Origin of the sequence: Variovorax paradoxus (genome assembly GCF_009498455.1) — a bacterium.
In the GTDB taxonomy this organism is placed as follows: domain Bacteria; phylum Pseudomonadota; class Gammaproteobacteria; order Burkholderiales; family Burkholderiaceae_C; genus Variovorax; species Variovorax paradoxus_H.
Genome location: NZ_CP045644.1, coordinates 7,207,212 through 7,232,146, shown reverse-complemented (window position 1 = coordinate 7,232,146; position 24,935 = coordinate 7,207,212). Strand labels below are relative to the sequence as shown.

Below are 24,935 nucleotides of genomic sequence, written 5' to 3'. Positions count from 1 at the left end.
AGACCGCCATGGTGCCATGACTGGCACCGGGTTCGGGCGCGCGCGAGGCGCGGCGCCCGTCAAACAGAAAGAGAAAGCGCGGGGCTCAGGCGGACGCGCCGCCGCCGATCACCTGCTGCAGCTCGCCCGACTCGTACATCTCCATCATGATGTCCGAGCCGCCCACGAACTCACCCTTCACGTAGAGCTGGGGGATGGTGGGCCAGTTGCTGTATTCCTTGATGCCCTGGCGGATGCCGTCGTCTTCGAGCACGTTGACGGTCTTGAGCGCCTTGGTGTCGACCCCCACGGCCTTGAGGATCTGGATGGCGCGGCCCGAGAAGCCGCACATCGGGAAGCTGGCGTTGCCCTTCATGAAGAGCACGAGTTCGTTGGATTTGACGAGGTCGTCGATGCGTTGTTGAGCGTCGGACATGGGGACTCCTGAAGAAAAGTGGGCTGGGGGGATTATTTCACCGTGCGCCAGATGCCGCCGGAGCAGCGGGCGATGCCGGCAAGGTCGTCGCGGCTTTGCACTTCGGCAAAGCCGCGCGCGGCCAGCAGCTGGCGCACCGCCTCGGCCTGGTCGTGGCCGTGTTCCAGCAGCAGCCAGCCGCCGTCGGCGAGGTGGGCGGGCGCGTCGCGCACGATCTGGCGGATGTCGTCGAGGCCGTCGGCGCCCGCCACCAGCGCGCGGGTCGGCTCATGGCGCAGCGCGGGCAGGTGCGGATCGCCGGCGGCGATGTACGGCGGGTTGCTGGCGATGACCGCGTAGCCGTCGGCGGCGCCGTCGAGCCAGCTCGATTCGGTGAAGCGCACCGGCAGGCCCAGGCGCTGCGCGTTGGCCCGGGCCACCGCGAGCGCGTCGGCGCTGGCGTCGACCGCGTCGACCTGCGCGTCGGGCCGTGCATGCTGCAGCGCCAGCGCGATCGCGCCGCTGCCCGTGCCGAGGTCGAGCACGCGCGGGGCCGGGCGACCATCGAGGCAGGCGAGGGCCCACTCGACCAACGTTTCGGTGTCGGGGCGCGGCACCAGCACGCGGGCATCGACCTGCAGCTGCAGGCCGTGGAATTCCTTCTCGCCCAGCAGGTAGGCGACCGGCTCGCCCGCCGTGCGGCGCGACAGCCGGGCCGCGAACGCAGGCCAGGCCTCGCCGGGAAACGGATCGGTGTCGTGTGCGAGCAGCCAGGCGCGGTCGTTCACGGGGCGGCCCAGCGCGTGCAGCAGCAGCAACTGGGCGTCGAGTCGGTCGATGCCCAGGGCCACGGCCGCGGCCAGCGCCTGCGCCACGGTGGACGGTGCGGTGGCGTCGGTCATCACGCGGGCAGGCTCGATTCGAGTTCGGCCAGCTGCTCGGCTTCACGCGCGGCGCGCAGCGCCTCGAGCACGTCACCCAGGTCGCCTTCCATGATGGCGAGCAGCTTGTAGAGCGTGAGATTGATGCGGTGATCGGTGAGCCGACCCTGCGGGAAGTTGTAGGTGCGGATGCGGTCCGAGCGGTCGCCGCTGCCGATCAGGCCCTTGCGCATGGCGGCGTCCTTGGCGGCGCGCTCGCTGCGGTCTTTTTCCTGGATGCGGGCCGACAGCACCTGCAGCGCCTTGGCCTTGTTGCGGTGCTGGCTGCGGTCGTCCTGGCACTCGGCCACGATGCCGGTCGGGATGTGCGTGATGCGCACGGCTGAATCGGTCTTGTTGATGTGCTGGCCGCCGGCGCCGCTCGCACGGTAGGTGTCGATGCGCAGGTCGGCCGGGTTGATCTGCACCGCCACGGTTTCGTCGGGCTCAGCCAGCACGGCGACGGTGCAGGCGCTGGTGTGGATGCGGCCCTGGGTTTCGGTGGCCGGCACGCGCTGCACGCGGTGGCCGCCCGATTCGAAGCGCAGCTTGCCGAAGACTTCGTCACCGACGATGCGGATCACCACTTCCTTGTAGCCGCCGAGTTCGCTCGCGCTCTCGCTCACCACCTCGCAGCGCAGGCCCACGCGCTCGCAGTAGCGCGTGTACATGCGCAGCAGATCGCCCGCGAACAGCGCCGATTCGTCGCCGCCCGTGCCGGCGCGGATTTCCATGAAGGCGTTGCGTGCGTCGTCCGGGTCCTTGGGCAGCAGCAGGCGCTGCAGCTCGTCTTCGAGCTGCACCAGCTCGGCCTCGGCACCGGCGATTTCTTCCGCTGCCATCTCGGCCATGTCGGGGTCGTCGAGCATTTCTATTGCGCCCGCGATGTCGGCCTCGCGCTGCTTGAAGCGCTCGTAGCGGCCGGCGATCTGCGTGACCTCGGCGTGCTCGCGCGAGATGGTGCGGTACTGCGCCATGTCGCTCATGATGTCTTCGCGCGAGAGCAGGAAGTCGAGCTCGCCCAGGCGTTGGACATAGCGTTCGAGTTGGTGGCGCAGAAAGGATTTCACGACGGAAGGGACTCGAAAAATGGGGAGGGGGACGCCGCAGTGCAGCGGCAGGGCGCATGAAAAGCACAGCCCGCGCGGCAGGCGGGCCATCAACGAGCGTCGTCGCTAACGCTCTTTGCGCAGGAACAGGCGCGAGAGCGTCTGCGCCGTCTGTTCGCGCGAGGCGGCATCGCCCGCGTGCAGTTCGGCCATGGCGCCGTGCATCATCTTCTGCGTGAGCCCGCGCGACATGGCTTCGAGCACGACCTCGACCGATTCGCCCTTGGCGAGCAGCTTGCGCGCGCGGGCCATTTCGGCGGCGCGCCATTCGTCGGCCTGCGCGTTGAGCTGCTGGATCAGCGGCACGGTGCCGCGCTGGCCCAGCCAGTGCATGAAGCTCTGCACGCCGGCGTCGATGATGACCTCGGCCTGCGCCACGGCCGCCTGGCGGTTGGCCTGGCCCTGCTGCACCACCTGGGCGAGGTCGTCCACGGTGTACAGGTAGATGTCTTCGAGGGCCTTCACTTCGGGTTCGATGTCGCGCGGCACGGCCAGGTCGACCATGAACATCGGGCGGTGCTTGCGTGCCTTGAGCGCGCGCTCCACGGCGCCCAGGCCAATGATCGGCAGCGTGCTCGCGGTGCAGCTGATGACGATGTCGAACTCGGCCAGCCGCGCCGGCAGGTCGGCCAGCCGCATGGCTTCGCCGCCGAAGCGCGACGCCAGCTTTTCGCCGCGCTCCAGCGTGCGGTTGGCGATGGCGATGGCCTTGGGTTCCTTGGCCGCGAAGTGCGTGGCCGCGAGGTCGATCATTTCGCCCGCGCCGACGAACAGCACGCGCGTGGTGCGCAGGTCTTCGAACAGCTGGCCGGCCAGGCGCACGGCGGCGGCGGCCATGCTGATCGAGTGGGCGCCGATTTCGGTGGCGGTGCGCACTTCTTTGGCGACCGCGAACGAGCGCTGGAACAGCTGGTTGAGCGTGCTGCCGAGCGCGCCGGCGGTTTCGGCCGCGCGCACGGCGTCCTTCATCTGGCCGAGGATCTGGGCCTCGCCGAGGACCATGGAGTCGAGGCCGCTGGCCACGCGGAAGGCATGGCGCGCGGCTTCGTCGTCGTGCAGGGTGTAGGCGTGCGAGCGCAGCAGGGCGGGGGCCACGCCGCCGCTCTGGGCCAGCCAGCCGAAGGTGTGGTCGAGCGCGATGTGCTCGGAGGCGCAATAGATCTCGGTGCGGTTGCAGGTCGAGATGATCGCGGCCTCGACTTGCGGGTGGCTGCTGCTGCCAAAAGAACTGCGCAAACTGTGCAGCGTCGGGGCGATCTGATCGAGCGCGAACGCGAAACGACCGCGCAGATCGAGCGGCGCGGTCGTGTGGTTCAAGCCGAGAGCCCAGACTGACATTCCATGATTATAAAATCAGCAGCCGGGCGAGGTTTGCCGAGGGGCAAATGGCTTTCCCTATGACCGCCATATGCGCCGCCACATGGCCTCGCGCCCACTCACGGCCCCTCATGGACCTGCTGGACCTCTTCAATCACCTGCTTAATTTTGCGGCACCCGCGGCTTTCATCGCCTGGGTGCTCGTGGCCGTGGGGCGCTTTCTTGGCGGCCCGCGCACCGGCATTCCGCGCTGGTGGATGCAATGGGCGATCACCTTCGGGGCCGGCCTGCTGACCTCGCTGGCCGGCCTGATCGTCACGGGCCGCGACGGCTCGATGGCCACCTATGCCGCGCTGGCGGCGGTCTGCGGCACCGTGCAGTGGCTCGTGATGCGCGGCTGGGGCCGCTGAGCCGACGTCAGTCGAGCCGGCGGGCCATGTAGACCGAGTGCCCGGGGTAGGTCGCCAGCCGGGCCTGCTGCTCGTCGCCGGCCGGCGCCGTGGCCGCATACCCCTGGCGCTCCCAGAACCCGACCGATGCTTGCACCGACACCAGCGTCGAATGCCGCCAGCCCGCACGCAGCGCGTGGGCCCAGGCGTGGCGCACGAGGCGCGGCCCCAGGCCGAGCCCCGAGGCCTCGGGGTGCACCGCCAGGTCGTGCAGATAGAGCGCGTCGGCGGCGGGCGCGACCTCGAAGTCGCCATGCAACGGCGTGAGCTTGCCGCGCTGCGAGGGGTAGGCCGCCAGGTAGGCCCGCACGGCGCCGCCGTGCTCGGCCACCCAGCCGGTGTGCGGCGAGGTGGCCAGCCGCCGCGCGATGAGCACGCCGTCCTCCACGAACCCCGCGCCGTAGCAGGCGAGCTGGATCGCCAGCACGGCCTCGAGATCGTCCGCGCGCATGTCGCGCACGAGAAGAGAAGGCGCTGCGTCCATCAGGCGAGCAGCAGCTTGTCGTCGTCCAGCTTCTCGCCGCGCGTCTGCTCGAACATGCGCAGCAGGTCGGGCACGTCCAGGCCCGAGCGCTGGTCGCCGGCCACGTCGAGGATCACCTGGCCTTCGTGCAGCATCACGGTGCGCGAACCGTAGTCCAGCGCCTGGCGCATGCTGTGCGTGACCATCATCGCGGTGAGCTGGCTGCCTTCGACGATCTTGGCGGTCAGCTCCAGCACGAAGGCGGCGGTCTTCGGGTCGAGCGCGGCCGTGTGCTCGTCGAGCAGCAGGATGCGCGAGGGCCGCAGCGACGCCATCAGCAGGCTCACGGCCTGGCGCTGGCCGCCCGAGAGCAGGCCGATGCGGTCGGCCAGCCGGTTTTCGAGGCCCAGCTTCAGGATCGACAGCTTCTCGCGGAACAGTTCGCGCAGGTTGCGATTGAGCGAGAAGCCGAAGCCCCTGCGCTCGCCGCGCTTCCACGCCAGCGCCATGTTTTCCTCGATGGTCAGCGCCTCGCAGGTGCCGGCCATCGGGTCCTGGAACACGCGCGCCACCATGCCCGAGCGCTGCCAGGCGTTCAGGCGGGTCACGTCCTTGCCGTCGATTTCGAGGCGGCCCTTGTCGACCATCAGGTCGCCGCTGATCGCGTTCAGAAAGGTCGACTTGCCCGCGCCGTTCGAGCCGATCACGGTGACGAACTGGCCGGTGGGAATGTCCAGGCTCAGGCCACGCAGCACGCGGTTTTCGATCGGCGTGCCGGGGTTGAAGGTGATTTCGAGTTGTTGCGCGCGCAGCATCAGTTCTTCCCCTTGAAGAGTCCGCCCAGCTTGCGCTTGTAGGCGGGCACCAGCAGCGCGAACGCCACGAGAACGGCGGTGACGAGGTTCAGGTCTTGCGCCTGCAGGCCCATGAAGTCGGTGTTGAGCGCCATCGCGATGAAGAAGCGATACAGCAGCGCACCCAGCACGCAGGCCAGCGTGGTGATGACCATGCTGCGCGCGGGCAGCAGGGTCTCGCCGATGATCACGGCGGCCAGGCCGATCACGATCGTGCCCACGCCCATCGAGATGTCGGCCGTGCCCTGGCTCTGCGCGAACAGCGCACCGGCCAGCGCCACCAGCGCGTTGGAAAGCGCCAGGCCTGCCATCGTGTGGAAGTCGGTCGAGATGCCCTGCGCACGCGCCATGCGCGCGTTGCCGCCGGTGGCGCGCATCGCCAGGCCGGCTTCGGAGGCGAAGAACATGTCGACCAGGATCTTCGCGGCGATCACGATGATCAGCAGCAACAGCGGCTTGGCCCACTGCTCGGGCATGCCGCCGAAGCTGACCATGCTGAACACCGTGGGTTCGGTGATGAGCGCCACGTTGGGCTTGCCCATCACGCGCAGGTTGATGGAGTACAGCGCGATCATCACCAGGATGCTCGCGAGCAGCTGCATGATCTTCAGCTTGACGTTGAGCCAGGCCGTGAGCCAGCCCGAGGCGGCACCGGCCACGCAGGCGACGGCCGTGGCGGCGGCGGGGTTCCAGCCCGCGACGATGAGCGTCGCGGCCACGGCGGCGCCCAGCGGAAAGCTGCCGTCCACCGTGAGGTCGGGAAAGTTGATGATGCGAAACGACATGAAGACGCCCAGCGCGACCAGTCCGAAAATCAGACCGATCTCGATGGCGCCCAGCGAAGCAATGAGGGACATGGGGGCTTCCGGGGAGCGCAGTCGGCGGGCCCCGGCGCCCGGCCTGCGCCGGGAGCGGAAGGCCCGCCGGGGCGGCTTTTACTTGGTGCTGACGACCTTCGCCGACTTCAGCAGCGCGTCCGACAGGGTCACGCCCTGCAGCTTGGCCGCGCTGGGGTTCACCACCAGCTCGAAGTTGGTGCTGGTCTGCGATGCGATGGCGCCGGGCTTCTCGCCCTTGAGGATGCGCACCACGATCTTGCCGGTCTGGCGGCCGATGTCGGTGTAGTTCAGGCCCAGTGCGGCCACGGCGCCGCGCTCGACGGTGGCGGTGTCGGCGGCCACCACGGGCAGCTTGGCCTGCTGCGCCACCTTCACGATGCCCTCGAAGGCCGAGACCACGTTGTTGTCGGTGGGCGTGTAGATCACGTCGGCCTTGCCGACCAGGCTCTGGGCGGCGGTGGGCACGTCGACGGTGCGCGCGGCGGCGGCTTCGACCACGGTCATGCCGGCGTCGGCAGCGGCTTTCTTCAGCGCTGTGACGATGGCCACCGAGTTGGCTTCGCCGGGGCTGTAGATCACGCCGATGCGCTTGGCGTTCGGCACGACCTTCTTGATCAGGTCGATGTGCTTCTCGAGCGGCGACAGGTCGGACACGCCCGTCACGTTGGTGCCCGAGGGCTCCCAGTTCTTCACCAGCTTGGCGGCCACCGGGTCGGTGATGGCCGAGTACACGACGGGAATCGTCTTGGTGGCGGCCACGGTCGCCTGCGCCGACGGCGTGGCGATGGCGACGATCACGTCGGGCGCATCGCCCACGTACTTGCGGGCGATCTGGGCGGCGGTGCCCACGTTGCCCTGCGCGCTCTGGTAGCTGAACTTCAGGTTCTTGCCCGCTTCGTAGCCGGCGGCCTTCAGCTCTTCCTTCACGCCGTCGCGCACGGCGTCCAGCGCCGGGTGCTCGACGATGGCGGTCACGGCGACCGACTTGTCGGCGGCCAGCGCCGGTGCGGCGGCGAGCACGCCGAGGGCCAGGGCCATGGCGCTGAAGGGGGTGCGAAGCAAAGCGTTTTTCACGTAAGGGTCTCCGGGAGGGGAAAGGGGTGTGGGTGCGTTCGAAGCCGCGGGCAAAGCCTGGGGCGCCATCCAGCGGCCCGGATGGGTGCAACGCCGTCCGGGCGCGTCGAAGTCTAGATCGTACTTTGCACAATTAAGGTGCATGAACCCCTCGGGCTTTCCCCGCTTTAAGAAACATAATTGCATCAATCATGCATATAGGGAGACGAAATTGCAGATCATCGAACTCGACCGCACCGACCGGCGGATTCTGGAGCACCTCCAGGCGCACGGCCGTGCGTCCAACCTGGACCTGGCTGAGGTGGCCCAGCTGTCGCCCGCGCAGTGCCTGCGGCGCCACCGGCGGCTCGAAGAACTGGGGCTGATCAGCGGTTACGCCGCGCGGCTGAATGCGCGCCACATCGGGCTGGGCGTGATCGCCTTCATCCACGTCACGATGGCGCGCGGCCACGTCGACGAGCTGCCCAAGTTCCAGGACCTGATCGCCGACATGCGGCAGATCCTGGAGTGCTACTCGGTGACCGGCGACTTCGACTACGTGCTCAAGGTGGTCGCGCGCGACCTGGAGGCGTTGTCGCAGTTCTTGATGCACACGCTGATGCACATGCCGGGCGTGTCGGCTGTGCGCTCCAGCGTGTGCCTGAACGAGATCAAGTGCACGGGCGCGCTGCCGCTCGAATAAGGCGGCGGGCGCTTCAGGTGCTGGTGGTGCCCGGCAAAGGAGACGCTGGTGTGGCCGGCGCCGGCGACGGCTCGGCGGGCAGCACCGGCGCGGCCGCGGCCATCACCAGCGTCGTGGGCGTGGCCAGCGGCAGGTCGGCCTGCTTGAGCGCATCGAGGATCGTGAACAGCAGGTCGCTGCGCACGCCGCCCGCCAGCCGGGGGCTCGGCACGTAGGCGATGGCCTGGAAGATCAGCAGCCCGTTCTCGATGCCTTCGAGCGTGAGCGAAGGCGCCGGCGTTTCCAGCACGCCTTCGTGCGCGCGGCACGCCTCGAGGATCAGGTCGCGCACGCGCTGCGCGTCGGTGGTCAGCGGCATCGGCAGGCGGATCAGCACGCGGCCCTCGGCGTTGGCCAGCGTCATGTTGCGCACGGTCTTGGTGATGAACTCCGAGTTGGGCACGATCAGCGTCGAGCGGTCGCCCAGCTGGATCTCGGTGGCGCGCACGTTGATGCGCCGCACGTCGCCCTCGGTGGTGCCCAGCACCACCCAGTCGCCCACCTTCACCGGCTGCTCGGCCAGCAGGATCAGCCCCGAAATGAAGTTCTGCACGATGGCCTGCAGGCCGAAACCGATGCCCACCGACAGCGCGCTCGCCACCCACGCGATGCGCTCGATGCCGATGCCCAGCGCCGACAGCGAGAACGCCACCACCAGGATGCCGCCCACGTAGCCCAGCAGCGTGGTGATCGAGCTTTGCATGCCGGGCTCGAACTGGGTGCTCGGCAGGTAGCTGCGCGAGAGCCAGCGCTTGAACACCCGCAGCACGATGAAGCCGATCACCGCCACTGCCACGGCGCTGAGGATCGCGCCCGGCACCAGCTGGAACTCGCCCACCTTCACGCCGGTGCCGAGCTTGCCGCCGCGCTGGAACACCTCGCCCGGGCCCGTGCCCAGCGGCGCGGCCAGCGCCACCAGCATGTAGAAGAACAGCGCCACGCGGCTCAGGCCCGAGAGCACCGTGGCCGCCTGGTCGAGCGTCTGCGGCGCGAGGCCGAAGCTCTTCTGCAGCCGCTGGCCTGAAGCGCTGCGCGAGGACACCACGGCCATGAACAGGTCGTCGGCAAACTTGAACAGCACGTAGAAGGCCGCCGCGACGATGCCGCTCCAGGTGAGCTGCGAAGCCAGGAAGCTCGCCAGCGCCACATAGCCGAAGGCCACCAGCACCCAGATCGCGATCACCAGCACCACGATCAGCGCCACCAGCACCCCGACCCACATCGGCCGTTCCGGCAGGCCGGCGTCGGGCGCGTCGGCGCGCAGCGCCTTCAGGCGGTACACGACGGTGCCGACCAGCGCGGTGAGCAGCAGCGCCGTCGCTACGTGCGTGGTCACCACGGCGGCAAAGCTGGCGTCGATGAGCGCGTTGATCTCGGCGGGCGTCCACGCCAGCGCGGCCACCAGCGCCACCAGCCACGGCAATGCCGACAGGCGCTGCGCCGTGAGGTCGGGAATGGCCGGCAGGCGCCACGACGGCCGGCCCGTGGCCAGCAGCCCGCGCCCCAGGCCGACGATGAAGGCCATGAAGGTCAGCGTCTGCGCTGCCGATTGAAGCGCCTTGCGCGCCTGCGCGTCCCACATCGCGTGGGCCTTGAGCACTTCGACGACGCCGTGCGCGGCCACGGCGACCAGCAGCACGTGCGTGGCGACGATGGCGATCACCAGCAGCGAGCGGCGCAGCCGCCCGGCCGGCAGCACGCGCGTGGCCAGCCGTGTCAGCCCGCGCTCGGCGGCCCACACACCGAGCCACGCGAGCAGCAGCGCACCGATGAAGGCGGCGATCACCGGCGTGCGGCTTTCGGGCTGCAGCGCCTGATCGAAACCGTCGCCGAGCGCCGACCCGATCGCCTGCAGCCGGGCCAGGTCGTCGGGCCAGGCCTCGCGCAGGTCGTCCCAGAACTCGCCGCCGAGCGGCGAGGCGGCGCGGCTGGTGAGCTCGGCTTCGAACTGCTGGCGCCGTTGCGACACCACGTCGGTGCCGCGCTGGCGCACGTCGATCGCCAGCAGCCGGGCCAGGCGGATGTCCGCGTCGAGCGCATTGCGCTCCTTGGTCAGCTGCGCGCGCTGGCGCGTGATGTTGGGGTCTTCGGTGGCGCCGGCCGCGGGCGGGTTGCCGAGTTCGCCGAGCCGTGCGTTCAGGTCGGCCAGTTCGCTGGCGCGGGCGGACACGAACTTGTCGGCCTGCACGCCGATTTCGTTGATCTGCGCGAGCTGCTTGCGGGCGTCGTCGTCTTCGGCGCCCGGAACGACACTGGCGTTGGCCTTGCCCGTCGGCGCGATGCGCGCGAACTGCGCGCGCAGCTCTGCAATGGTGGGTGGCGGGGCTGCGGCGGCGGCCGCGGTGTTGGCGCTGTTGTTGGGGTTGCCGTTGCCGGCGTTCATGCTGGCGTCGGGCTGCGCGAGGGCGCTGCCGCACATCAGCAGGGCCCACACGGTCAACGCGGCCAGGAGGGCGGGAAGGCGCAGGCCCGCGAGGCGAGAGGTCCGATTCATGGCCGCATCATAGAAGCCGCCATGACGTAAGAACGGGTAAGAAATGCAGCCTCAGCCCGCGGGACTGAACAGGTCGACGCGGTCGGTGATGATGCCGTCGGTGCCCAGGTCGATGAGCCGCTGCGCGGCCCAGTCGTCGTTCACCGTGTAGCTCAGCGAGCGCAGGCCCGCGCCATGCACCTGCGCCACGGTGGCGGTGTCCCACAGTGCGTGGTTGCAGACGATGGCCTGGCAACCCAGGTTCAGTGCGGTGTCGAGCCAGCCGTTCCAGAGCGTGTCGAGCAGCAGGCCGCGCGGCAGCTCGGGTTGCACGGCCTGGGCGCCCTTCAGTGCGTCGATCTGGAACGAGGTGAGCAGCGGCGGCACGGCCGCACCTTGCCAGAGGCGCGCGGCTTCGCGTGCCACCACCTCGCCGGTCTCGCGTTCGGTGCCGGGCGTGGGCTTGATCTCGATGTTCAGCAGCAGGGCGTTGGCGCGGCAGAAGCGCGCCAGGTTCTCCAGCGTGGGCAGCGGCTCGCCCGCGAAGGCGCGCGAATGCCAGCCGCCGGCGTCGAGCTGCGACAGCGCGCCCCACGCCTGCTGGCCACCGATGCCGTGGCCGTTGGTGGTGCGGTCGAGCGTGGCGTCGTGCATCAAAAAGACCACGCCGTCGGCGCTGAGCTTGGCATCGCACTCGAACATGCGGTAGCCGTGCGATGCGCCGAAGCGGAAGGCGGCGAGCGTGTTTTCAGGCGCCAGCTTGCCGGCGCCGCGGTGCGCGACCCAGCGGGGATAGGGCCAGGGGCTGCGTTCAGCCATCGCTCAGTCGGCGCGCTTGCCGGAGCCGGCGTCGAACCAGTGCAGCTTGTCTTCGCGCGCGGCGATCTTCACCGTGTCGCCGGCCACTGGCGGATGGTCGCCTTCGTCGGTGCGCATGATGATCTGCTCCTCGCCGATGCGGCCGTACACCAGGCGCTCGGCGCCCAGCAGTTCGACCTGCTCGACCTGCACGGTCCAGCCGCTTTCGTCGAGCTTCATGTGCTCGGGGCGGATGCCGAGGATCTGCCCCGGGCGCACGCCTGGTGCGTGCCGCAGCAGGTTCATCGGCGGCGAGCCGATGAAGCTCGCGACGAACGTGGTGGCCGGGCGCGAGTACACCTCTTCGGGCGTCGCGAACTGGTCCATCACGCCGCCGTTCATCACGATGATGCGCTGCGCGAGCGTCATGGCCTCGACCTGGTCGTGCGTGACGAACAGCGAGGTGATACCGAGTTCGCGGTGCAGCTTCTGGATTTCGAGGCGGGTCTGCGCACGCAGCTTGGCGTCGAGGTTCGACAGCGGTTCGTCGAACAGGAACACGCGCGGCTGGCGCACGATGGCGCGGCCCATGGCCACGCGCTGACGCTGGCCGCCCGAGAGTTCGCGCGGCTTGCGCTCCAGCAGGTGGCCCAGCTCGAGGATCTTGGCCGCCTTGTCGACGCGCACCTTGATCTCGTCCTTCGGCACCTTGGCGATCTTCAGGCCGTAGGCCATGTTCGCGAACACGCTCATGTGCGGGTACAGCGCGTAGTTCTGGAACACCATGGCGATGTCGCGCTCGGAGGGTTCGAGCTGGTTCACGACCTTGCCGCCGATGCAGATTTCGCCGGCCGAGATTTCCTCGAGGCCGGCCACCATGCGCAGCAGCGTCGACTTGCCGCAGCCCGAGGGGCCGACGATGACGATGAATTCATGGTCGGCGATCTCGGCGCTCACGCCGTGGATGACCTGGTTGGCTTTCGGCCCGTGGCCGTAGCGCTTGATGACGTTGCGTAGAGAGAGAGCAGCCATAGTTATTTTTCAGTGTCCACGAGGCCCTTGACGAACCACTTTTGCATCAGGATCACCACCAGCGCGGGCGGCAGCATCGCCAGGATGGCGGTGGCCATCACGACGTTCCATTCGTTCTGTCCGTCGCCGCCGGCAATCATTCGCTTGATGCCGACCACCACGGGGTACATGTCTTCGCTCGTGGTCGCGAGCAGCGGCCACAGGTACTGGTTCCAGCCGTAGATGAACTGGATCACGAACAGCGCCGCGATCGAGGTCTTCGACAGCGGCAGCAGCACGTCGAAGAAGAAGCGCATGGGGCTCGCGCCATCCATGCGCGACGCCTCGGTGAGCTCGTCGGGCACCGTGAGGAAGAACTGGCGGAACAGGAAGGTCGCCGTGGCCGACGCGATCAGCGGCACCGTCAGGCCCGCGTAGGTGTTCAGCATGTTCAGGTCGGACAGCACCTTGTAGGTGGGCAGGATGCGCACCTCCACCGGCAGCATCAGCGTCACGAAGATGGCCCAGAAGCAGATCTTCTTGAACGGGAAACGGAAGTACACGATGGCGAAGGCCGACAGCAGCGAGATGGTGATCTTGCCGATGGCGATGACCATGGCCGTCACGAAGCTCACCCACATCATGTGCGCCACCGGGGCGTTGGAACCCGCGCTGTTCTCGCGCCCGAACAGCGCGCCCTTGTAGCTGTCGACGATGTTCGAGCCGGGTGTCAGGGGCATCGGCGCCTGCACGATCTCCTGGGCTGTGTGCGTGGAGGCCACGAACGCCAGGTAGAGCGGGAAGGCGACGATGAACACGCCCAGGATCATGATGACGTGGGCCAGGATGCCCTGCGTGCCGCGTTTCTCAACCATGCTGCGCTCCGCCGAATTCGAGTTGTTCTTGTTGCTTCATCAGTACTGCACCTTCTTCTCGACGTAGCGGAACTGGATGACCGTCAGCGCCACCACGATCACCATCAGCACCACCGACTGCGCGGCCGAACCGCCCAGGTCAAGGCCCTTGAAACCGTCGTGGTAGACCTTGTAGACCAGGATGGTCGTGTCCTTGCCCGGACCGCCCTGCGTGGCTGCATCGACGATCGCGAAGGTGTCGAAGAAGGCGTAGACCACGTTGATCACCAGCAGGAAGAAGGTGGTGGGCGACAAGAGCGGGAACTGCACGGTCCAGAAGCGGCGCCACGGGCGCGCGCCGTCGATGGCCGCGGCCTCGATCAGCGACTTCGGAATCGACTGCAGCCCGGCCAGGAAGAACAGGAAGTTGTACGAGATCTGCTTCCACACCGAGGCCATCACGATCAGCGTCATGGCGTGGCCCGAGTCGAGCAGGTGGTTCCAGTTGATCCCGATCTTGCCCAGCGCATAGGCCACCACGCCCAGCGAGGGCGAGAACATGAAGACCCACAGCACGGCCGCCACGGCGGGCGCCACGGCGTACGGCAGGATCAGCATGGTCTTGTAGAACATGCCGCCGCGGGTGATGCGGTCGGCGAACACGGCCAGCATCAGCGACAGGCTGATGCCGATGCCGGCCACCAGCACCGAGAACAGCGCGGTGGTCTTGAACGACTCGCCATAGGCCGGGTCGTTGAAGAGCTGGCGGAAGTTGTCGAACCCGACGAACTCGACCGACGTGCCGAATGCGTCCTGCTGCTGCAGCGACTGCAACAGCGCCTGGCCGGCCGGCCAGAAGAAAAACACGAGGATCACCGCCATCTGCGGTGTCAGCAGCAGCCAGGGCAACCAGCCCGAGCGAAAGAAAACGCGTTTTTCCATGAAGCCTCTACATAAAAAATCCCGCCCGGCACGCCCTTGAACAAGGGCGTGCGGGGGCGGGCGATATTAGCCGGACACGGAGCCCGGAACTTCAATCGTTAGCTTTTGTTCGCCTTTTGGAAGCGTTCGAGCTGTTCGTTGCCGCGGGTCACGATCGAATCGAGGGCTTCCTTGGCGGTCTTCTTGCCGCCCCAGACCTGTTCGAGCTCTTCGTCCTCGATGGCGCGGATCTGCACGTAGTTGCCCAGGCGGATGCCGCGGCTCTTGTCGGTGACCTTGCGGATCATCTGCGTCACGGCCACGTCGGTGCCGGGGTTCTGCTTGTAGAAGCCCGAGTCTTCGGTGAGCTTGTACGACGCGGTGGTCACCGGCAGGTAGCCGGTGCGCTTGTGGCTGGCGGACTGCACTTCAGGCGTCGAGATGAAGCTGAAGAACTTGGCCACGCCCTTGTACTCGGCGGCCTTCTTGCCCGACATGACCCACAGGCTGGCGCCGCCGATCACGGTGTTCTGCGGTGCGCCCGGCACGTCCGGGTAGTAAGGCAGGGGCGCCAGGCCGTAGGCGAACTTGGCGTTCTTGGCCACGTTGCCGTAGAAGCCCGAGGACGTGTTGATCATGGCGCACTCGCCCGACACGAACGACGCTTCAGGCACGTTGCCGCGGCCCTTGTAGATGAACAGGCCCTGCTTGGACATGCTGGCCAGGTTCTCGATGTGGCGCTGGTGCAGCGGCGAATTCACCTTCAGGCGCGCGTCCAGGCCCTGCAGGCCGTTGGCCTTGCTCGCGAACTCCACGTTGTGCCAGGCCGAGAAGCTCTCGACCTGCGTCCAGTTCTGCCAGGCCGTGGTGAACGGGCACTTGTGGCCGCTGGCCTTGAGCTTGGCGGCGGCGGCCACCACTTCGGGCCAGGTGGCCGGCGCCTTGTCGGTGGGCAGGCCGGCCGCCTTGAAGGCGTCCTTGTTGATGTAGAAGATCGTGGTCGAGCTGTTGAACGGGAAGCTCAGCATCTGGCCGTTGGGGGCGGTGTAGTAACCGGCCACGGCGGGGATGTAGGCGGCCGGGTCGAACTTCTCGCCCGCGTCCTTCATGACCTGGCCGACCGGAATGATCGCGCCCTTGCTGGCCATCATGGTGGCGGTGCCCACTTCGAACACCTGCAGGATGTGCGGTGCGTTGCCGGCGCGGAAGGCCGCGATCGAGGCCGTCATGGATTCGTCGTACGTGCCCTTGAAGGTCGGGACGATCTTGTAGTCTTTCTGGCTTTCGTTGAACTGCTTGGCCAGGTCGTTGACCCACTCGTTGTTGACGGCGGTCATGGAATGCCACCACTGGATTTCGGTCTGGGCCTGGGCTGCATTGAACAGCGTGGCGGCCAGCGCCGATGCCAACGCGAGCGTCTTGAATCGCATGAAGTCTCCTCGGGGAAAAAATGGAAAGCGCGAATGCTAGGGCATGTGCGTGACACAGCCGCGTCACATTGAGGCACGGACCCGGGGGCTATTCCAATCGGGGAAACCCCTTTAGCGTCAAGCCCGGCGCGGGCTGCGGGGCGCTTGCTGCGCTGCACCATGCTAGCATCGTCCTCCCCTTTTTCTGGCCTAGCTTGTCGCCATGGCCGGGGTCTTCCTGAGTACGCCATGAGCAGCAAAACCTCCCTCGACAAAAGCAGGATCAAGTTCCTTTTGCTCGAAGGCATCCACCCCTCGGCCGTGGAGGTGCTGCGCGCCGCCGGCTACACCAACATCGAGGCGCTGCCGGGTGCGCTGCCCGACGCCGAACTCAAGGCCAAGATCGCCGACGTGCACTTCGTGGGCATCCGCTCGCGCACCCAGCTGACGGCCGAGGTGTTCGCTGCCGCGCACAAGCTGGTGGCGGCCGGGTGCTTCTGCATCGGCACCAACCAGGTCGACCTCGAAGCCGCCCGCGAACACGGCGTGGCCGTGTTCAACGCCCCGTATTCCAACACCCGCTCGGTGGCCGAGCTGGTGCTGGCCGAAGCCATCCTGCTGCTGCGCGGCGTGCCCGAGAAGAGCGCCGTGGCGCACCGCGGCGGCTGGCTCAAGTCGGCCGACAACGCTTTTGAAATCCGCGGCAAGACGCTGGGCATCGTGGGCTACGGCTCGATCGGCGCGCAGCTGTCGGTGCTGGCCGAGGCGCTGGGCATGCACGTGGCCTTTTACGACGTGGTCACGAAGCTGCCGCTGGGCAACGCCCGCCAGGTGCGCGAGCTGCACCAGCTGCTGGCCCAGAGCGACATCGTGACCCTGCACGTGCCCGAGACGCAGGCCACGCAATGGATGATCGGCGCGCCCGAGATCGCCGCCATGAAGCCGGGATCGATCCTGATCAATGCCTCGCGCGGCACCGTGGTCGAAATCGAGCCGCTGGCCGATGCCCTGAAGAGCAAGAAGCTGCTGGGCGCCGCGATCGACGTGTTCCCGGTCGAGCCGCGCACCAACAAGGACGAGTTCCAGTCGCCGCTGCGCGGGCTGGACAACGTGATCCTCACGCCGCACATCGGCGGCTCGACCATGGAGGCGCAGGCCAACATCGGGCTCGAAGTGGCCGAGAAGCTGGTCAAGTACAGCGACAACGGCACCTCAACCTCGTCGGTCAACTTCCCCGAAGTGGCGCTGCCGGCGCACCCGGGCAAGCACCGCCTGCTGCACATCCACCGCAACGTGCCGGGCGTGCTGTCCGAGATCAACAAGATCTTCTCGGACAACAACATCAACATCTCGTCCCAGTTCCTGCAGACCAACGAGAAGGTCGGCTACGTCGTGATGGACATCGACGCCGCCTCGTCCGACCTGGCGCTGGAGAAGCTGGCCAAGGTGAACGGGACGATCCGCAGCCGCGTGCTGTTCTAAGCCCTTTGTCTTTCTCCCTCTCCCGCCGGGAGAGGGCGGGGTGAGGGCCGACGGCCCCACGTCAATGCAGGCATCGGGCCTGCCATAGGGAATAGCGGAACGGGAAGGGCAAAGACCCCAAGGCCTGCCCTAAAATCCACCCCCCGGCTACATGGGCGCGCAGCGCCTGGCCAAGGGCCCCACCCGATGAATGCTCCGACTGCGTTGAATACGCTGTTGTCACAGGCCGCAGAGCCTGTACGACTGCGCGAGATCCCGTACAACTACACCAGCTTCTCCGACCGGGAGATCGTGCTTCGCCTCTTGGGCGAACGCGGCTGGGACCTGCTGCAGACCCTGCGCGCCGAGCGCCGCACCGGCCGATCCGCGCGCATGCTCTACGAGGTGCTGGGCGACATCTGGGTCGTGCAGCGCAACCCCTACCTCGTCGACGACCTGCTCGACAACCCGCGCCGCCGCGGCCAGCTGGTCGACGCCCTGCGCCACCGCCTGGGCGAAGTGCAGAAGCGCCGCACCCCCGACAGCGACCTGCCGCGCGACCAGCTGGTGGGCGAGCTCACCGGCCTCGTCAGCCAGGCGGTCGCCGCCTTCGACGAGACCTTCCGCGAAGTCGCCGCCCTGCGCCGCAAGGCCACGCGCGTGCTGCGCCGGCTCACGGCCAAGGACAACATCAAGTTCGATGGCCTCTCGCGCGTGTCGCACGTGACCGACGCCACCGACTGGCGCGTCGAGTACCCGTTCGTCGTGCTGTGCCCCGACACCGAGGTCGAGATGGCGCTCTTGGTCAAGGGCTGCATCGAACTGGGCCTGACCATCATTCCGCGCGGAGGCGGCACCGGCTACACCGGCGGCGCGATTCCGCTGACCTGGAAGAGCGTGGTCATCAACACCGAGAAGCTCGAGGCCATGACCGAGGTTGAGCACATCTCGATGCCCGGCTTGGATCACCCCGTGCCCACCATCTGGACCGAGGCCGGCGTGGTCACCCAGCGCGTGGCTGATGCAGCCGAGCGCGCGGGCTTCGTGTTCGCGGTCGACCCGACCTCCGCCGAGGCCTCGTGCGTCGGCGGCAACGTCGCCATGAACGCCGGCGGCAAGAAGGCCGTGCTCTGGGGCACGGCACTCGACAACCTCGCCTCGTGGCGCATGGTCACGCCGCAGGCCGAATGGCTCGAAGTGACCCGCATCGGCCACAACCTGGGCAAGATCCACGACGCCGAGAGCGCCGTGTTCGAGCTGCAGTACTACGCCGCCGACGGCAAGACCCCGCTGCGCACCGAGCGCCTCGACATTCCCGGCAAGACCTTCCGCAAGGAGGGCCTGGGCAAGGACGTGACCGACAAGTTCCTCTCGGGCCTGCCGGGCATCCAGAAGGAAGGCTGCGACGGCCTCATCACCAGCTGCCGCTGGGTGGTGCACAAGATGCCGGCGCACACGCGCACCGTGTGCCTGGAGTTCTTCGGCAACGCGAAAGACGCGGTGCCCAGCATCGTCGAGATCAAGGACTTCATGTTCGCCGAGCAGAAGCGCTCGGGCGTGCTGCTGGCCGGCCTCGAGCACTTGGACGACCGCTACCTCAAGGCAGTCGGCTACGCCACCAAATCGAAGAAGCACGGCGGCCTGCCGAAGATGGTGCTGTTCGGCGACATCGCGGGCGACGACGCCGATGCGGTGGCGCGCGTCACCTCGGAAGTGGTGCGCATCGCCAACTCGCGCAGCGGCGAAGGCTTCATTGCCATCAGCCCCGAGGCGCGCAAGAAATTCTGGCTCGACCGCAAGCGCACGGCCGCCATCAGCAAGCACACCAACGCCTTCAAGATCAACGAAGACGTGGTGATTCCGCTGCCGCGCATGGCCGAGTACAGCGACGGCATCGAGCGCATCAACATCGAGCTGTCGCTGCAGAACAAGCTGGCGCTCACCGACGCGCTCGAAGCGTTCTTCACGCGTGGCAACCTGCCGCTGGGCAAGACCGACGACGCGCACGAGATCCCGGCGGCCGAGCTGCTCGAAGACCGCGTGGCGCAGGCCGTGGCGCTGGTGCACGACGTGCGCGCGCTGTGGGCTGGTTGGCTGCAGAACGTCGACACGCTGTTCCCGCAACTGCAGGACCACACCTTGCGCGCAAGCTGGAAGACCCAGCTGCGCCAGCCGTTGCAAGAGATTTTTTCGGGCGCCGAGTTCGGGCCGATCCTGGCCGAGTGCACCGCCATCCACAAGCAGGTGCTCAAGGGCCGCGTGTGGGTCGCGCTGCACATGCACGCGGGCGACGGCAACGTGCACACCAATCTGCCCGTGAACAGCGACAACTACGAGATGCTGCAGACCGCGCATGCCGCGGTGGTGCGCATCATGGCGCTGGCACGCAGCCTGGACGGCGTGATCTCCGGAGAGCACGGCATCGGCATCACCAAGCTCGAGTTCCTCAGTGATGAAGAGCTGCGTCCCTTCACCGAATACAAGGCCCGCGTCGACCCCGAAGGCCGCTTCAACAAGGGCAAGCTGCTGCGCGCGCCCGCGGGGCAGGCGCAGACGCAGACGCTGCACGCTGACCTGACCAACGCCTACACGCCGAGCTTCGGTCTCATGGGGCACGAGTCATTGATCATGCAGCAGAGCGACATCGGCGCCATTGCCGACAGCGTGAAGGACTGCCTGCGCTGCGGCAAGTGCAAGCCGGTGTGCGCCACGCACGTGCCGCGCGCCAACCTGCTGTACAGCCCGCGCAACAAGATCCTCGCGACCTCGCTGCTGGTGGAGGCCTTCCTCTACGAAGAGCAGACGCGGCGCGGCATCAGCATCAAGCACTGGGAAGAGTTCGAGGACGTGGCCGACCACTGCACCGTGTGCCACAAGTGCCTCACGCCGTGCCCCGTGAAGATCGACTTCGGCGACGTGTCGATGAACATGCGCAACCTGCTGCGCAAGATGGGCCAGAAGAGCTTCCGCCCCGGCAACGCGGCCGCGATGTTCTTCCTGAACGCGACCAACCCGCAGACCATCAAGGCGGTGCGCGCGGGCATGGTGGGCGTGGGCTTCAAGGCGCAGCGCCTGGCCAACGACCTGTTGAGCCGTCTCGCGAAGAAGCAGACCGGCGCGCCGCCGGCCACGCTGGGCCCTGCGCCGATCAAGGAGCAGGTGATCCACTTCATCAACAAGAAGATGCCGGGCAACCTGCCGAAGAAAACGGCGCGCGCGCTGCTCGACATCGAGGATGCCGACTACGTGCCGATCATTCGCGACCCGAAGACGACCACTTCGGAAACCGAGGCGGTCTTCTACTTCCCGGGCTGCGGGTCGGAGCGGCTGTTCTCGCAGGTCGGCTTGGCCACGCAGGCGATGCTCTGGCATGCGGGCGTGCAGACGGTGCTGCCGCCGGGCTACCTGTGCTGCGGTTACCCGCAACGCGGCAGCGGCCAGTTCGACAAAGCCGAGAAGATGATCACGGACAACCGCGTGCTCTTCCACCGCGTCGCCAACACGCTCAACTACCTGGACATCAAGACGGTGGTGGTGAGCTGCGGCACCTGCTACGACCAGCTGCAGGGCTACCAGTTCGACAAGATCTTCCCGGGCTGCCGGATCATCGACATCCACGAGTACCTGCTCGAAAAGGGCATCACGCTCGCCGATGCCGGCGGTGGCGGCTACCTGTACCACGACCCCTGCCATTCGCCGATGAAGCTGCAGGACCCGATGAAGACCGTGAAGGCGCTGGTCGGCGACAACGTGCTCAAGAACGACCGCTGCTGCGGCGAGTCGGGCACGCTGGGTGTGTCGCGGCCCGACATCTCGACGCAGATCCGCTTCCGCAAGGAAGAAGAGCTGAAGAAGGGCGAGGCCGCGCTGCGCGACGCCGGCCAGGTCGGCGCGACCGACAACGTGAAGATCCTCACCAGCTGCCCGAGCTGCCTGCAAGGCCTCTCGCGTTACGGCAACGACCTGAACAACGGGCTGCTCGAAGCCGACTACATCGTGGTCGAGATGGCCAACAAGCTGCTCGGCGACGACTGGATGCCGAAGTACGTGGCCGCCGCCAATCAGGGCGGCATCGAGCGGGTGCTGGTATGACGGCGGTGGCGGGTTGCCCGCTGTGCGATGCGCCCGGCGGGCGCGTCGTGTTCGAGGGCGCGAAGCTGCGCGTCATCCATGCGCAGGAAGAAGGCTTTCCGGCCTTTTACCGCGTGGTGTGGCGTGACCATGCGGCGGAGTTCTCCGACCTTGATGCAGCCGACCGCGTGCTGTGCATGGAGGCCGTGGTGCGCGTGGAGCAGAGCCTGCGCGACGCGCTGGCGCCCACCAAGCTCAACATCGCCGCGCTCGGCAACATGGTGGCGCACCTGCACTGGCACGTGATCGCGCGCTTCGACTGGGACAGCCATTTCCCCGGGTCGGTCTGGGCCGGCGTGCAGCGGACGGCGCCGGCCGAGCGGCTGGCCGCCGTGCAGGCGCTGCTGCCGCAGGCGGAGGCCGACATGGTCCGCCGGCTCGCGACGCTGGCCTGAAGCCCTGGTTTTTCTTCAGCTGGCTGCGGCGGTGCGCGTCGCACGGCCCGCCTTGCGGTCCGCACAGGCCTGCTTGAATTCCGGCGTGGCGCGCGTTTCCTTCGAGAAGCGCTTCGAGGCCACGCTGCCGTCCCTGCACACGCGGTCGAGTTCGGCCTGCGCGCTCTTGTTGCCCGCATGCGCGGCATGGGCCAGCAGGCGCACCGCGTGGAAGGGCAGCGCGCCCGAGCTGCCGGACGACGCGGTGGCTGCAGCGGTCGTCGGCTGCGGTGCTGCTGCGGCCTTGACGGGCTCCGCGGGCAGCGTGCGTGCGGTGCTCGCCGACGTCGGCAGGCGCTCGACGGCGGTGAAGTCGCCGCTCTTGCCGGCGCGCTCGACCATCTGCCGGTAGCTGTCCATCATGCGCGACGTGTCCTTGGGCGTGAGTTCCTTCGCCGGCTTGGCGAGGTAGGCCGCGACCTCGGGCGGCAGTGCGGCGTTCACGGTGCTCAATTCATGTGCGCCGCCGAAGCCCCGCGAGCCGGCCTGCGCGGCATGCGCTGCGTCGTCGCCCAGCGCCATCGCGCCCTTGGCGGCCACGCCCGTTGCCCCTTCGGCCGCCACCGCTCCGGCGCCGACTGCCGCGCCCTTGCCCGCCACGCCGGCTGCCTTGCCGGCGGTTGCAGCCTTGCCCGCCGCCTTGCCGATCAGGCCCCAGAAGGCGTGGGCCTGTGGGGCAAGGGCGGCGCCTGCGAGCGCGGCGCAGAGGACGAGGGCGGCCCGGTTCGGACGCGACAGGAGGAGGGGAAAACGTGTGCGTGACGGCATGCCGCAATGCTAAGCGCAGGCAGCGGGCACGCCGCCGCGGAGCGCGCGGCATACTGCGCGACTCCGATCCTTTTTCCCTTTTCTCTTCCTTCGAACGGATTCCCCATGGCAGGTTTGCAAGCCGGCGCGCCGACGCCCCAATCGATCACCGTGCACGGCCAGTCGCGTGTGCTCGAAGTCGGCTTCTCGGACGGCGCGACCTTTCGCATTCCCTTCGAGCTGATGCGCATCTATTCGCCGTCGGCCGAAGTGCAGGGCCACGGCCCAGGGCAGGAAGTGCTGCAGACCGGCAAGCGCGACGTTGAACTGGTCGGGCTGGAGCCCGTCGGCAACTACGCCGTGCAGCCCGCCTTCAGCGATGGCCACAACTCCGGCATCTACACCTGGAGCCTGCTGTACGACCTGGGCGCCCGGCAGGCCGAGCTGTGGGCCGACTACGAGCAGCGCCTGGCTGCGGCCGGCGTGGACCGCGATGCGCCGATGGCCGACAAGGGCGGCAGCGCCTGCAGCAGTCACTGAGCGCAACCGGAACCGAGGGTAAACATACCCTGTTGCTATTGAAAAGATAGCCTTACACGCAGCAAGCATGCGCGTTGCGGCGGCCCTCCGTTGGAGGAAAAAGCAACAAATGTCCGCCGTGCCTGCGGGGTCGTCGCCTTGAAGGAATGCCTTCCGGCCTAACATCCAGCGCATGAGTACAACCCACTTCGGCTTCGAGAAAGTCGACGAAAGCGAGAAGGCGCAACGCGTTCGCGGCGTCTTCGACTCGGTGGCCTCGCGCTACGACATCATGAACGACCTGATGTCGGCCGGCCTGCACCGGGCCTGGAAGGCCTACACCGTGATGGTCGCGAACGTGGGCGAAGGCTCGCGCGTGCTCGACATCGCGGGCGGCACCGGCGACCTTGCGCTCGCCTTCTCGAAGAAGGTCGGTGCCACGGGCCAAGTGGTTCATACCGACATCAACGAAGCCATGCTGCGCACCGGCCGCAACCGCCTGCTCGACGCCGGCGTGGTGCTGCCCACCACGGTCTGCGACGCCGAGAAGCTGCCCTTTCCCGACGACCACTTCGATGTGGTCACCGTGGCCTTCGGCCTGCGCAACATGACGCACAAGGACGTCGCGCTCAAGGAGATGAACCGCGTGCTCAAGCCGCGCGGCAAGCTGCTGGTGCTCGAGTTCTCGAAGGTCGCGAAGCCGCTCACGAAAGCCTACGACTGGTATTCGTTCAACGTGCTGCCGCGCCTGGGCAAGCTCGTGGCCGGCGACGACGCGAGCTATCGCTACCTGGCCGAATCGATCCGGATGCATCCCTCGCAAGAGGAACTCAAGACCCTCATGAAAGAGGGCGGTTTCGGACATGTGGACTATCACAACATGACGGGGGGAATTGCAGCCCTCCATGTTGGAATCAAGTGTTGATCACGATGACGACGCGATTTTTTCGCTCAAGAGGAGACGGCATGAAGAGTTTGGGTTCTTTGTTTTTGGCGGCTGCGCTGGTGCTGGTGAGTGTTCAGGCGGAAGCCGCACGCATGGGCGGCGGCAAGTCCGTCGGTCGCCAGTCGTCCAACGTGACGCAGCGCCAGGCCACGCAGCCGACGGCCCCCGCGCAGCAGAACGCGACCAATGCGGCGCCGAAGCCCGCAACGCCCGCCGCCGCTGCACCGAAGCGTCCGTGGGGCGCGATGCTCGGCGGTCTCGCCGCCGGCCTGGGTCTGGCATGGCTCGCGAATTCGCTGGGCCTGGGTGCCGGCTTCGCCAACATCCTGCTGATCGCGCTGCTGGCCTTTGCCGCGCTCGCGGTGTGGCGCATCTTCAAGGCGCGCTCGGCCGCGTCGTCGGGCAACGCCAACCGCCGGGGCGCTTTCGCGTTCCAGGGCGCCGGCAGCCCCGCCGATGCACGCGCACCGGCACAGTACAGCCCGGCCAACGTCGGCAACGACGCCTCGGCACGGCCGTGGGAGCGCAACGCCACGGCGTTCGATGCCGCGCCCGCCGAGTCGGAGCGGCACGGCAGCAGCCTGTCGGCCGCGGGTGCCGCAGCCGGCGGCAGCATGATCGGTTCGGCGCTCGCCGGTTCGCAGTCCTGGGGCGTCCCCGCGGGCTTCGATGCCGACGGTTTCCTGACCGCCGCCAAGCGCAACTTCGTGACCCTGCAAGACGCCTGGGACCGCGCCGACGTTTCGATGCTGCGTTCCATGATGACCGACAGCATGGTCGAAGAGATCCGCACGCAACTGGCCGATCGCGCCAGCCACACGGGTGGTTCGTCGAACAAGACCGAAGTCGTGATGCTCGACGCCAAGCTGCTTGGCATCGAAGAGCTGCCCGACGCCTACATGGCGAGCGTGGAGTTCTCCGGCATGATCCGCGAAGACGCCTCGGCGGGCCCGGCCCCGTTCCGCGAAGTCTGGAACATGACCAAGACCGGCAGCGCCGGTTGGCTGGTGGCAGGCGTGCAAGCGTTGCAATGACAAAAACCTGGGCTACAGCCGTCACCCGGCTGTAGCACTGACGGGATAATGGGGACC

General features: G+C 67.7%; 23 protein-coding genes. 8 read left to right on the top strand and 15 right to left on the bottom strand.

Going from position 1 to position 24,935, the window contains the following annotated elements:
* Positions 1-85: 85 nt before the first annotated feature.
* The 4 genes from grxD to hemA form a co-directional block, all read right to left on the bottom strand.
* A complete protein-coding gene (gene grxD, locus GFK26_RS33660; protein ID WP_056578246.1) occupies positions 86-415 on the bottom strand; it encodes a Grx4 family monothiol glutaredoxin in 330 nt (109 codons plus the stop codon).
* A gap of 32 nt (positions 416-447) precedes the next feature.
* Complete coding sequence (gene prmC / locus GFK26_RS33655; protein ID WP_153285783.1) at positions 448-1,296, bottom strand: peptide chain release factor N(5)-glutamine methyltransferase; 849 nt, start codon at positions 1,294-1,296, stop codon at positions 448-450.
* A complete protein-coding gene (gene prfA / locus GFK26_RS33650; RefSeq protein ID WP_153285782.1) occupies positions 1,296-2,384 on the bottom strand; it encodes a peptide chain release factor 1 in 1,089 nt (362 codons plus the stop codon). The genes prmC and prfA overlap by 1 nt, the downstream gene beginning before the upstream one ends.
* Before the next feature lie 105 nt (positions 2,385-2,489).
* Complete coding sequence (hemA, locus tag GFK26_RS33645; RefSeq protein WP_153285781.1) at positions 2,490-3,761, bottom strand: glutamyl-tRNA reductase; 1,272 nt, start codon at positions 3,759-3,761, stop codon at positions 2,490-2,492.
* A 110-nt stretch (positions 3,762-3,871) separates the two neighbouring features.
* Between hemA and GFK26_RS33640 the strand changes: the two genes are divergently transcribed.
* A complete protein-coding gene (locus GFK26_RS33640) occupies positions 3,872-4,150 on the top strand; it encodes a hypothetical protein (protein ID WP_153285780.1) in 279 nt (92 codons plus the stop codon).
* Positions 4,151-4,157: 7 nt separating this feature from the next.
* Here GFK26_RS33640 and GFK26_RS33635 read toward each other — a convergent pair whose 3' ends face one another.
* From GFK26_RS33635 to GFK26_RS33620, 4 genes are all read right to left on the bottom strand, one after another.
* Positions 4,158-4,673, bottom strand: a complete 516-nt coding sequence (locus tag GFK26_RS33635; RefSeq protein ID WP_153285779.1) for a GNAT family N-acetyltransferase — start codon at positions 4,671-4,673, stop codon at positions 4,158-4,160.
* The gene (locus tag GFK26_RS33630; protein WP_099792327.1) at positions 4,673-5,467 is read right to left on the bottom strand and encodes an ABC transporter ATP-binding protein; all 795 of its coding nucleotides are present in this window, start codon (positions 5,465-5,467) and stop codon (positions 4,673-4,675) included. The genes GFK26_RS33635 and GFK26_RS33630 overlap by 1 nt, the downstream gene beginning before the upstream one ends.
* Complete coding sequence (locus tag GFK26_RS33625; RefSeq protein ID WP_153285778.1) at positions 5,467-6,363, bottom strand: ABC transporter permease; 897 nt, start codon at positions 6,361-6,363, stop codon at positions 5,467-5,469. The genes GFK26_RS33630 and GFK26_RS33625 overlap by 1 nt, the downstream gene beginning before the upstream one ends.
* Positions 6,364-6,441: 78 nt before the next feature.
* Positions 6,442-7,383: an ABC transporter substrate-binding protein gene (locus tag GFK26_RS33620; protein WP_153285777.1), complete on the bottom strand. Its 942-nt coding sequence runs from the start codon at positions 7,381-7,383 to the stop codon at positions 6,442-6,444.
* Positions 7,384-7,630: 247 nt separating this feature from the next.
* Between GFK26_RS33620 and GFK26_RS33615 the strand changes: the two genes are divergently transcribed.
* On the top strand, positions 7,631-8,101 hold the full coding sequence (locus tag GFK26_RS33615) for an Lrp/AsnC family transcriptional regulator (protein WP_153285776.1): 471 nt from the start codon (positions 7,631-7,633) through the stop codon (positions 8,099-8,101).
* A 13-nt stretch (positions 8,102-8,114) separates the two neighbouring features.
* Here GFK26_RS33615 and GFK26_RS33610 read toward each other — a convergent pair whose 3' ends face one another.
* The 6 genes from GFK26_RS33610 to ugpB form a co-directional block, all read right to left on the bottom strand.
* Positions 8,115-10,634, bottom strand: coding sequence for a DUF3772 domain-containing protein (locus GFK26_RS33610; RefSeq protein WP_153285775.1), 2,520 nt, complete (start codon positions 10,632-10,634; stop codon positions 8,115-8,117).
* 51 nt (positions 10,635-10,685) lie between these two features.
* Complete coding sequence (ugpQ, locus tag GFK26_RS33605; RefSeq protein WP_153285774.1) at positions 10,686-11,432, bottom strand: glycerophosphodiester phosphodiesterase; 747 nt, start codon at positions 11,430-11,432, stop codon at positions 10,686-10,688.
* Positions 11,433-11,435: 3 nt separating this feature from the next.
* Positions 11,436-12,443: a sn-glycerol-3-phosphate import ATP-binding protein UgpC gene (locus GFK26_RS33600; protein ID WP_153285773.1), complete on the bottom strand. Its 1,008-nt coding sequence runs from the start codon at positions 12,441-12,443 to the stop codon at positions 11,436-11,438.
* Positions 12,444-12,445: 2 nt separating this feature from the next.
* Positions 12,446-13,297 carry a sn-glycerol-3-phosphate ABC transporter permease UgpE gene (gene ugpE, locus GFK26_RS33595; RefSeq protein WP_099792315.1) on the bottom strand — a complete coding sequence of 284 codons (852 nt, stop codon included), beginning with the start codon at positions 13,295-13,297 and terminating at the stop codon, positions 12,446-12,448.
* A 39-nt stretch (positions 13,298-13,336) separates the two neighbouring features.
* On the bottom strand, positions 13,337-14,218 hold the full coding sequence (gene ugpA / locus GFK26_RS33590) for a sn-glycerol-3-phosphate ABC transporter permease UgpA (protein ID WP_153285772.1): 882 nt from the start codon (positions 14,216-14,218) through the stop codon (positions 13,337-13,339).
* A gap of 98 nt (positions 14,219-14,316) precedes the next feature.
* Positions 14,317-15,627, bottom strand: a complete 1,311-nt coding sequence (ugpB, locus tag GFK26_RS33585) for a sn-glycerol-3-phosphate ABC transporter substrate-binding protein UgpB (RefSeq protein WP_153285771.1) — start codon at positions 15,625-15,627, stop codon at positions 14,317-14,319.
* A gap of 228 nt (positions 15,628-15,855) precedes the next feature.
* Here ugpB and serA point away from each other — a divergent pair, with 228 nt between their 5' ends.
* The 3 genes from serA to GFK26_RS33570 all read left to right on the top strand — a co-directional run bounded on the left by serA (position 15,856) and on the right by GFK26_RS33570 (position 21,593).
* Positions 15,856-17,088, top strand: coding sequence for a phosphoglycerate dehydrogenase (gene serA, locus GFK26_RS33580; RefSeq protein WP_153285770.1), 1,233 nt, complete (start codon positions 15,856-15,858; stop codon positions 17,086-17,088).
* A 186-nt stretch (positions 17,089-17,274) separates the two neighbouring features.
* The gene (locus GFK26_RS33575; RefSeq protein WP_153285769.1) at positions 17,275-21,159 is read left to right on the top strand and encodes a DUF3683 domain-containing protein; all 3,885 of its coding nucleotides are present in this window, start codon (positions 17,275-17,277) and stop codon (positions 21,157-21,159) included.
* Positions 21,156-21,593 carry an HIT family protein gene (locus GFK26_RS33570; protein WP_153285768.1) on the top strand — a complete coding sequence of 146 codons (438 nt, stop codon included), beginning with the start codon at positions 21,156-21,158 and terminating at the stop codon, positions 21,591-21,593. The genes GFK26_RS33575 and GFK26_RS33570 overlap by 4 nt, the downstream gene beginning before the upstream one ends.
* Positions 21,594-21,608: 15 nt before the next feature.
* Here the strand turns inward: GFK26_RS33570 and GFK26_RS33565 are convergent, their stop codons facing one another.
* A complete protein-coding gene (locus GFK26_RS33565) occupies positions 21,609-22,400 on the bottom strand; it encodes a hypothetical protein (protein WP_153285767.1) in 792 nt (263 codons plus the stop codon).
* A 105-nt stretch (positions 22,401-22,505) separates the two neighbouring features.
* On the opposite strand from GFK26_RS33565, the gene GFK26_RS33560 reads away from it, so the two are divergent.
* The 3 genes from GFK26_RS33560 (at position 22,506) to GFK26_RS33550 (ending at position 24,878) form a co-directional block, all read left to right on the top strand.
* Entirely contained in the window at positions 22,506-22,919 is a 414-nt protein-coding gene (locus GFK26_RS33560) for a gamma-butyrobetaine hydroxylase-like domain-containing protein (RefSeq protein ID WP_153285766.1), read from the top strand.
* Between the two features lie 172 nt (positions 22,920-23,091).
* Positions 23,092-23,823 (top strand): bifunctional demethylmenaquinone methyltransferase/2-methoxy-6-polyprenyl-1,4-benzoquinol methylase UbiE, encoded by a 732-nt coding sequence (gene ubiE, locus GFK26_RS33555; protein ID WP_056578284.1) that lies wholly within the window; start codon positions 23,092-23,094, stop codon positions 23,821-23,823.
* 41 nt (positions 23,824-23,864) lie between these two features.
* Positions 23,865-24,878: a Tim44 domain-containing protein gene (locus GFK26_RS33550; RefSeq protein ID WP_153285765.1), complete on the top strand. Its 1,014-nt coding sequence runs from the start codon at positions 23,865-23,867 to the stop codon at positions 24,876-24,878.
* The last annotated feature ends 57 nt before the right edge of the window (positions 24,879-24,935 follow it).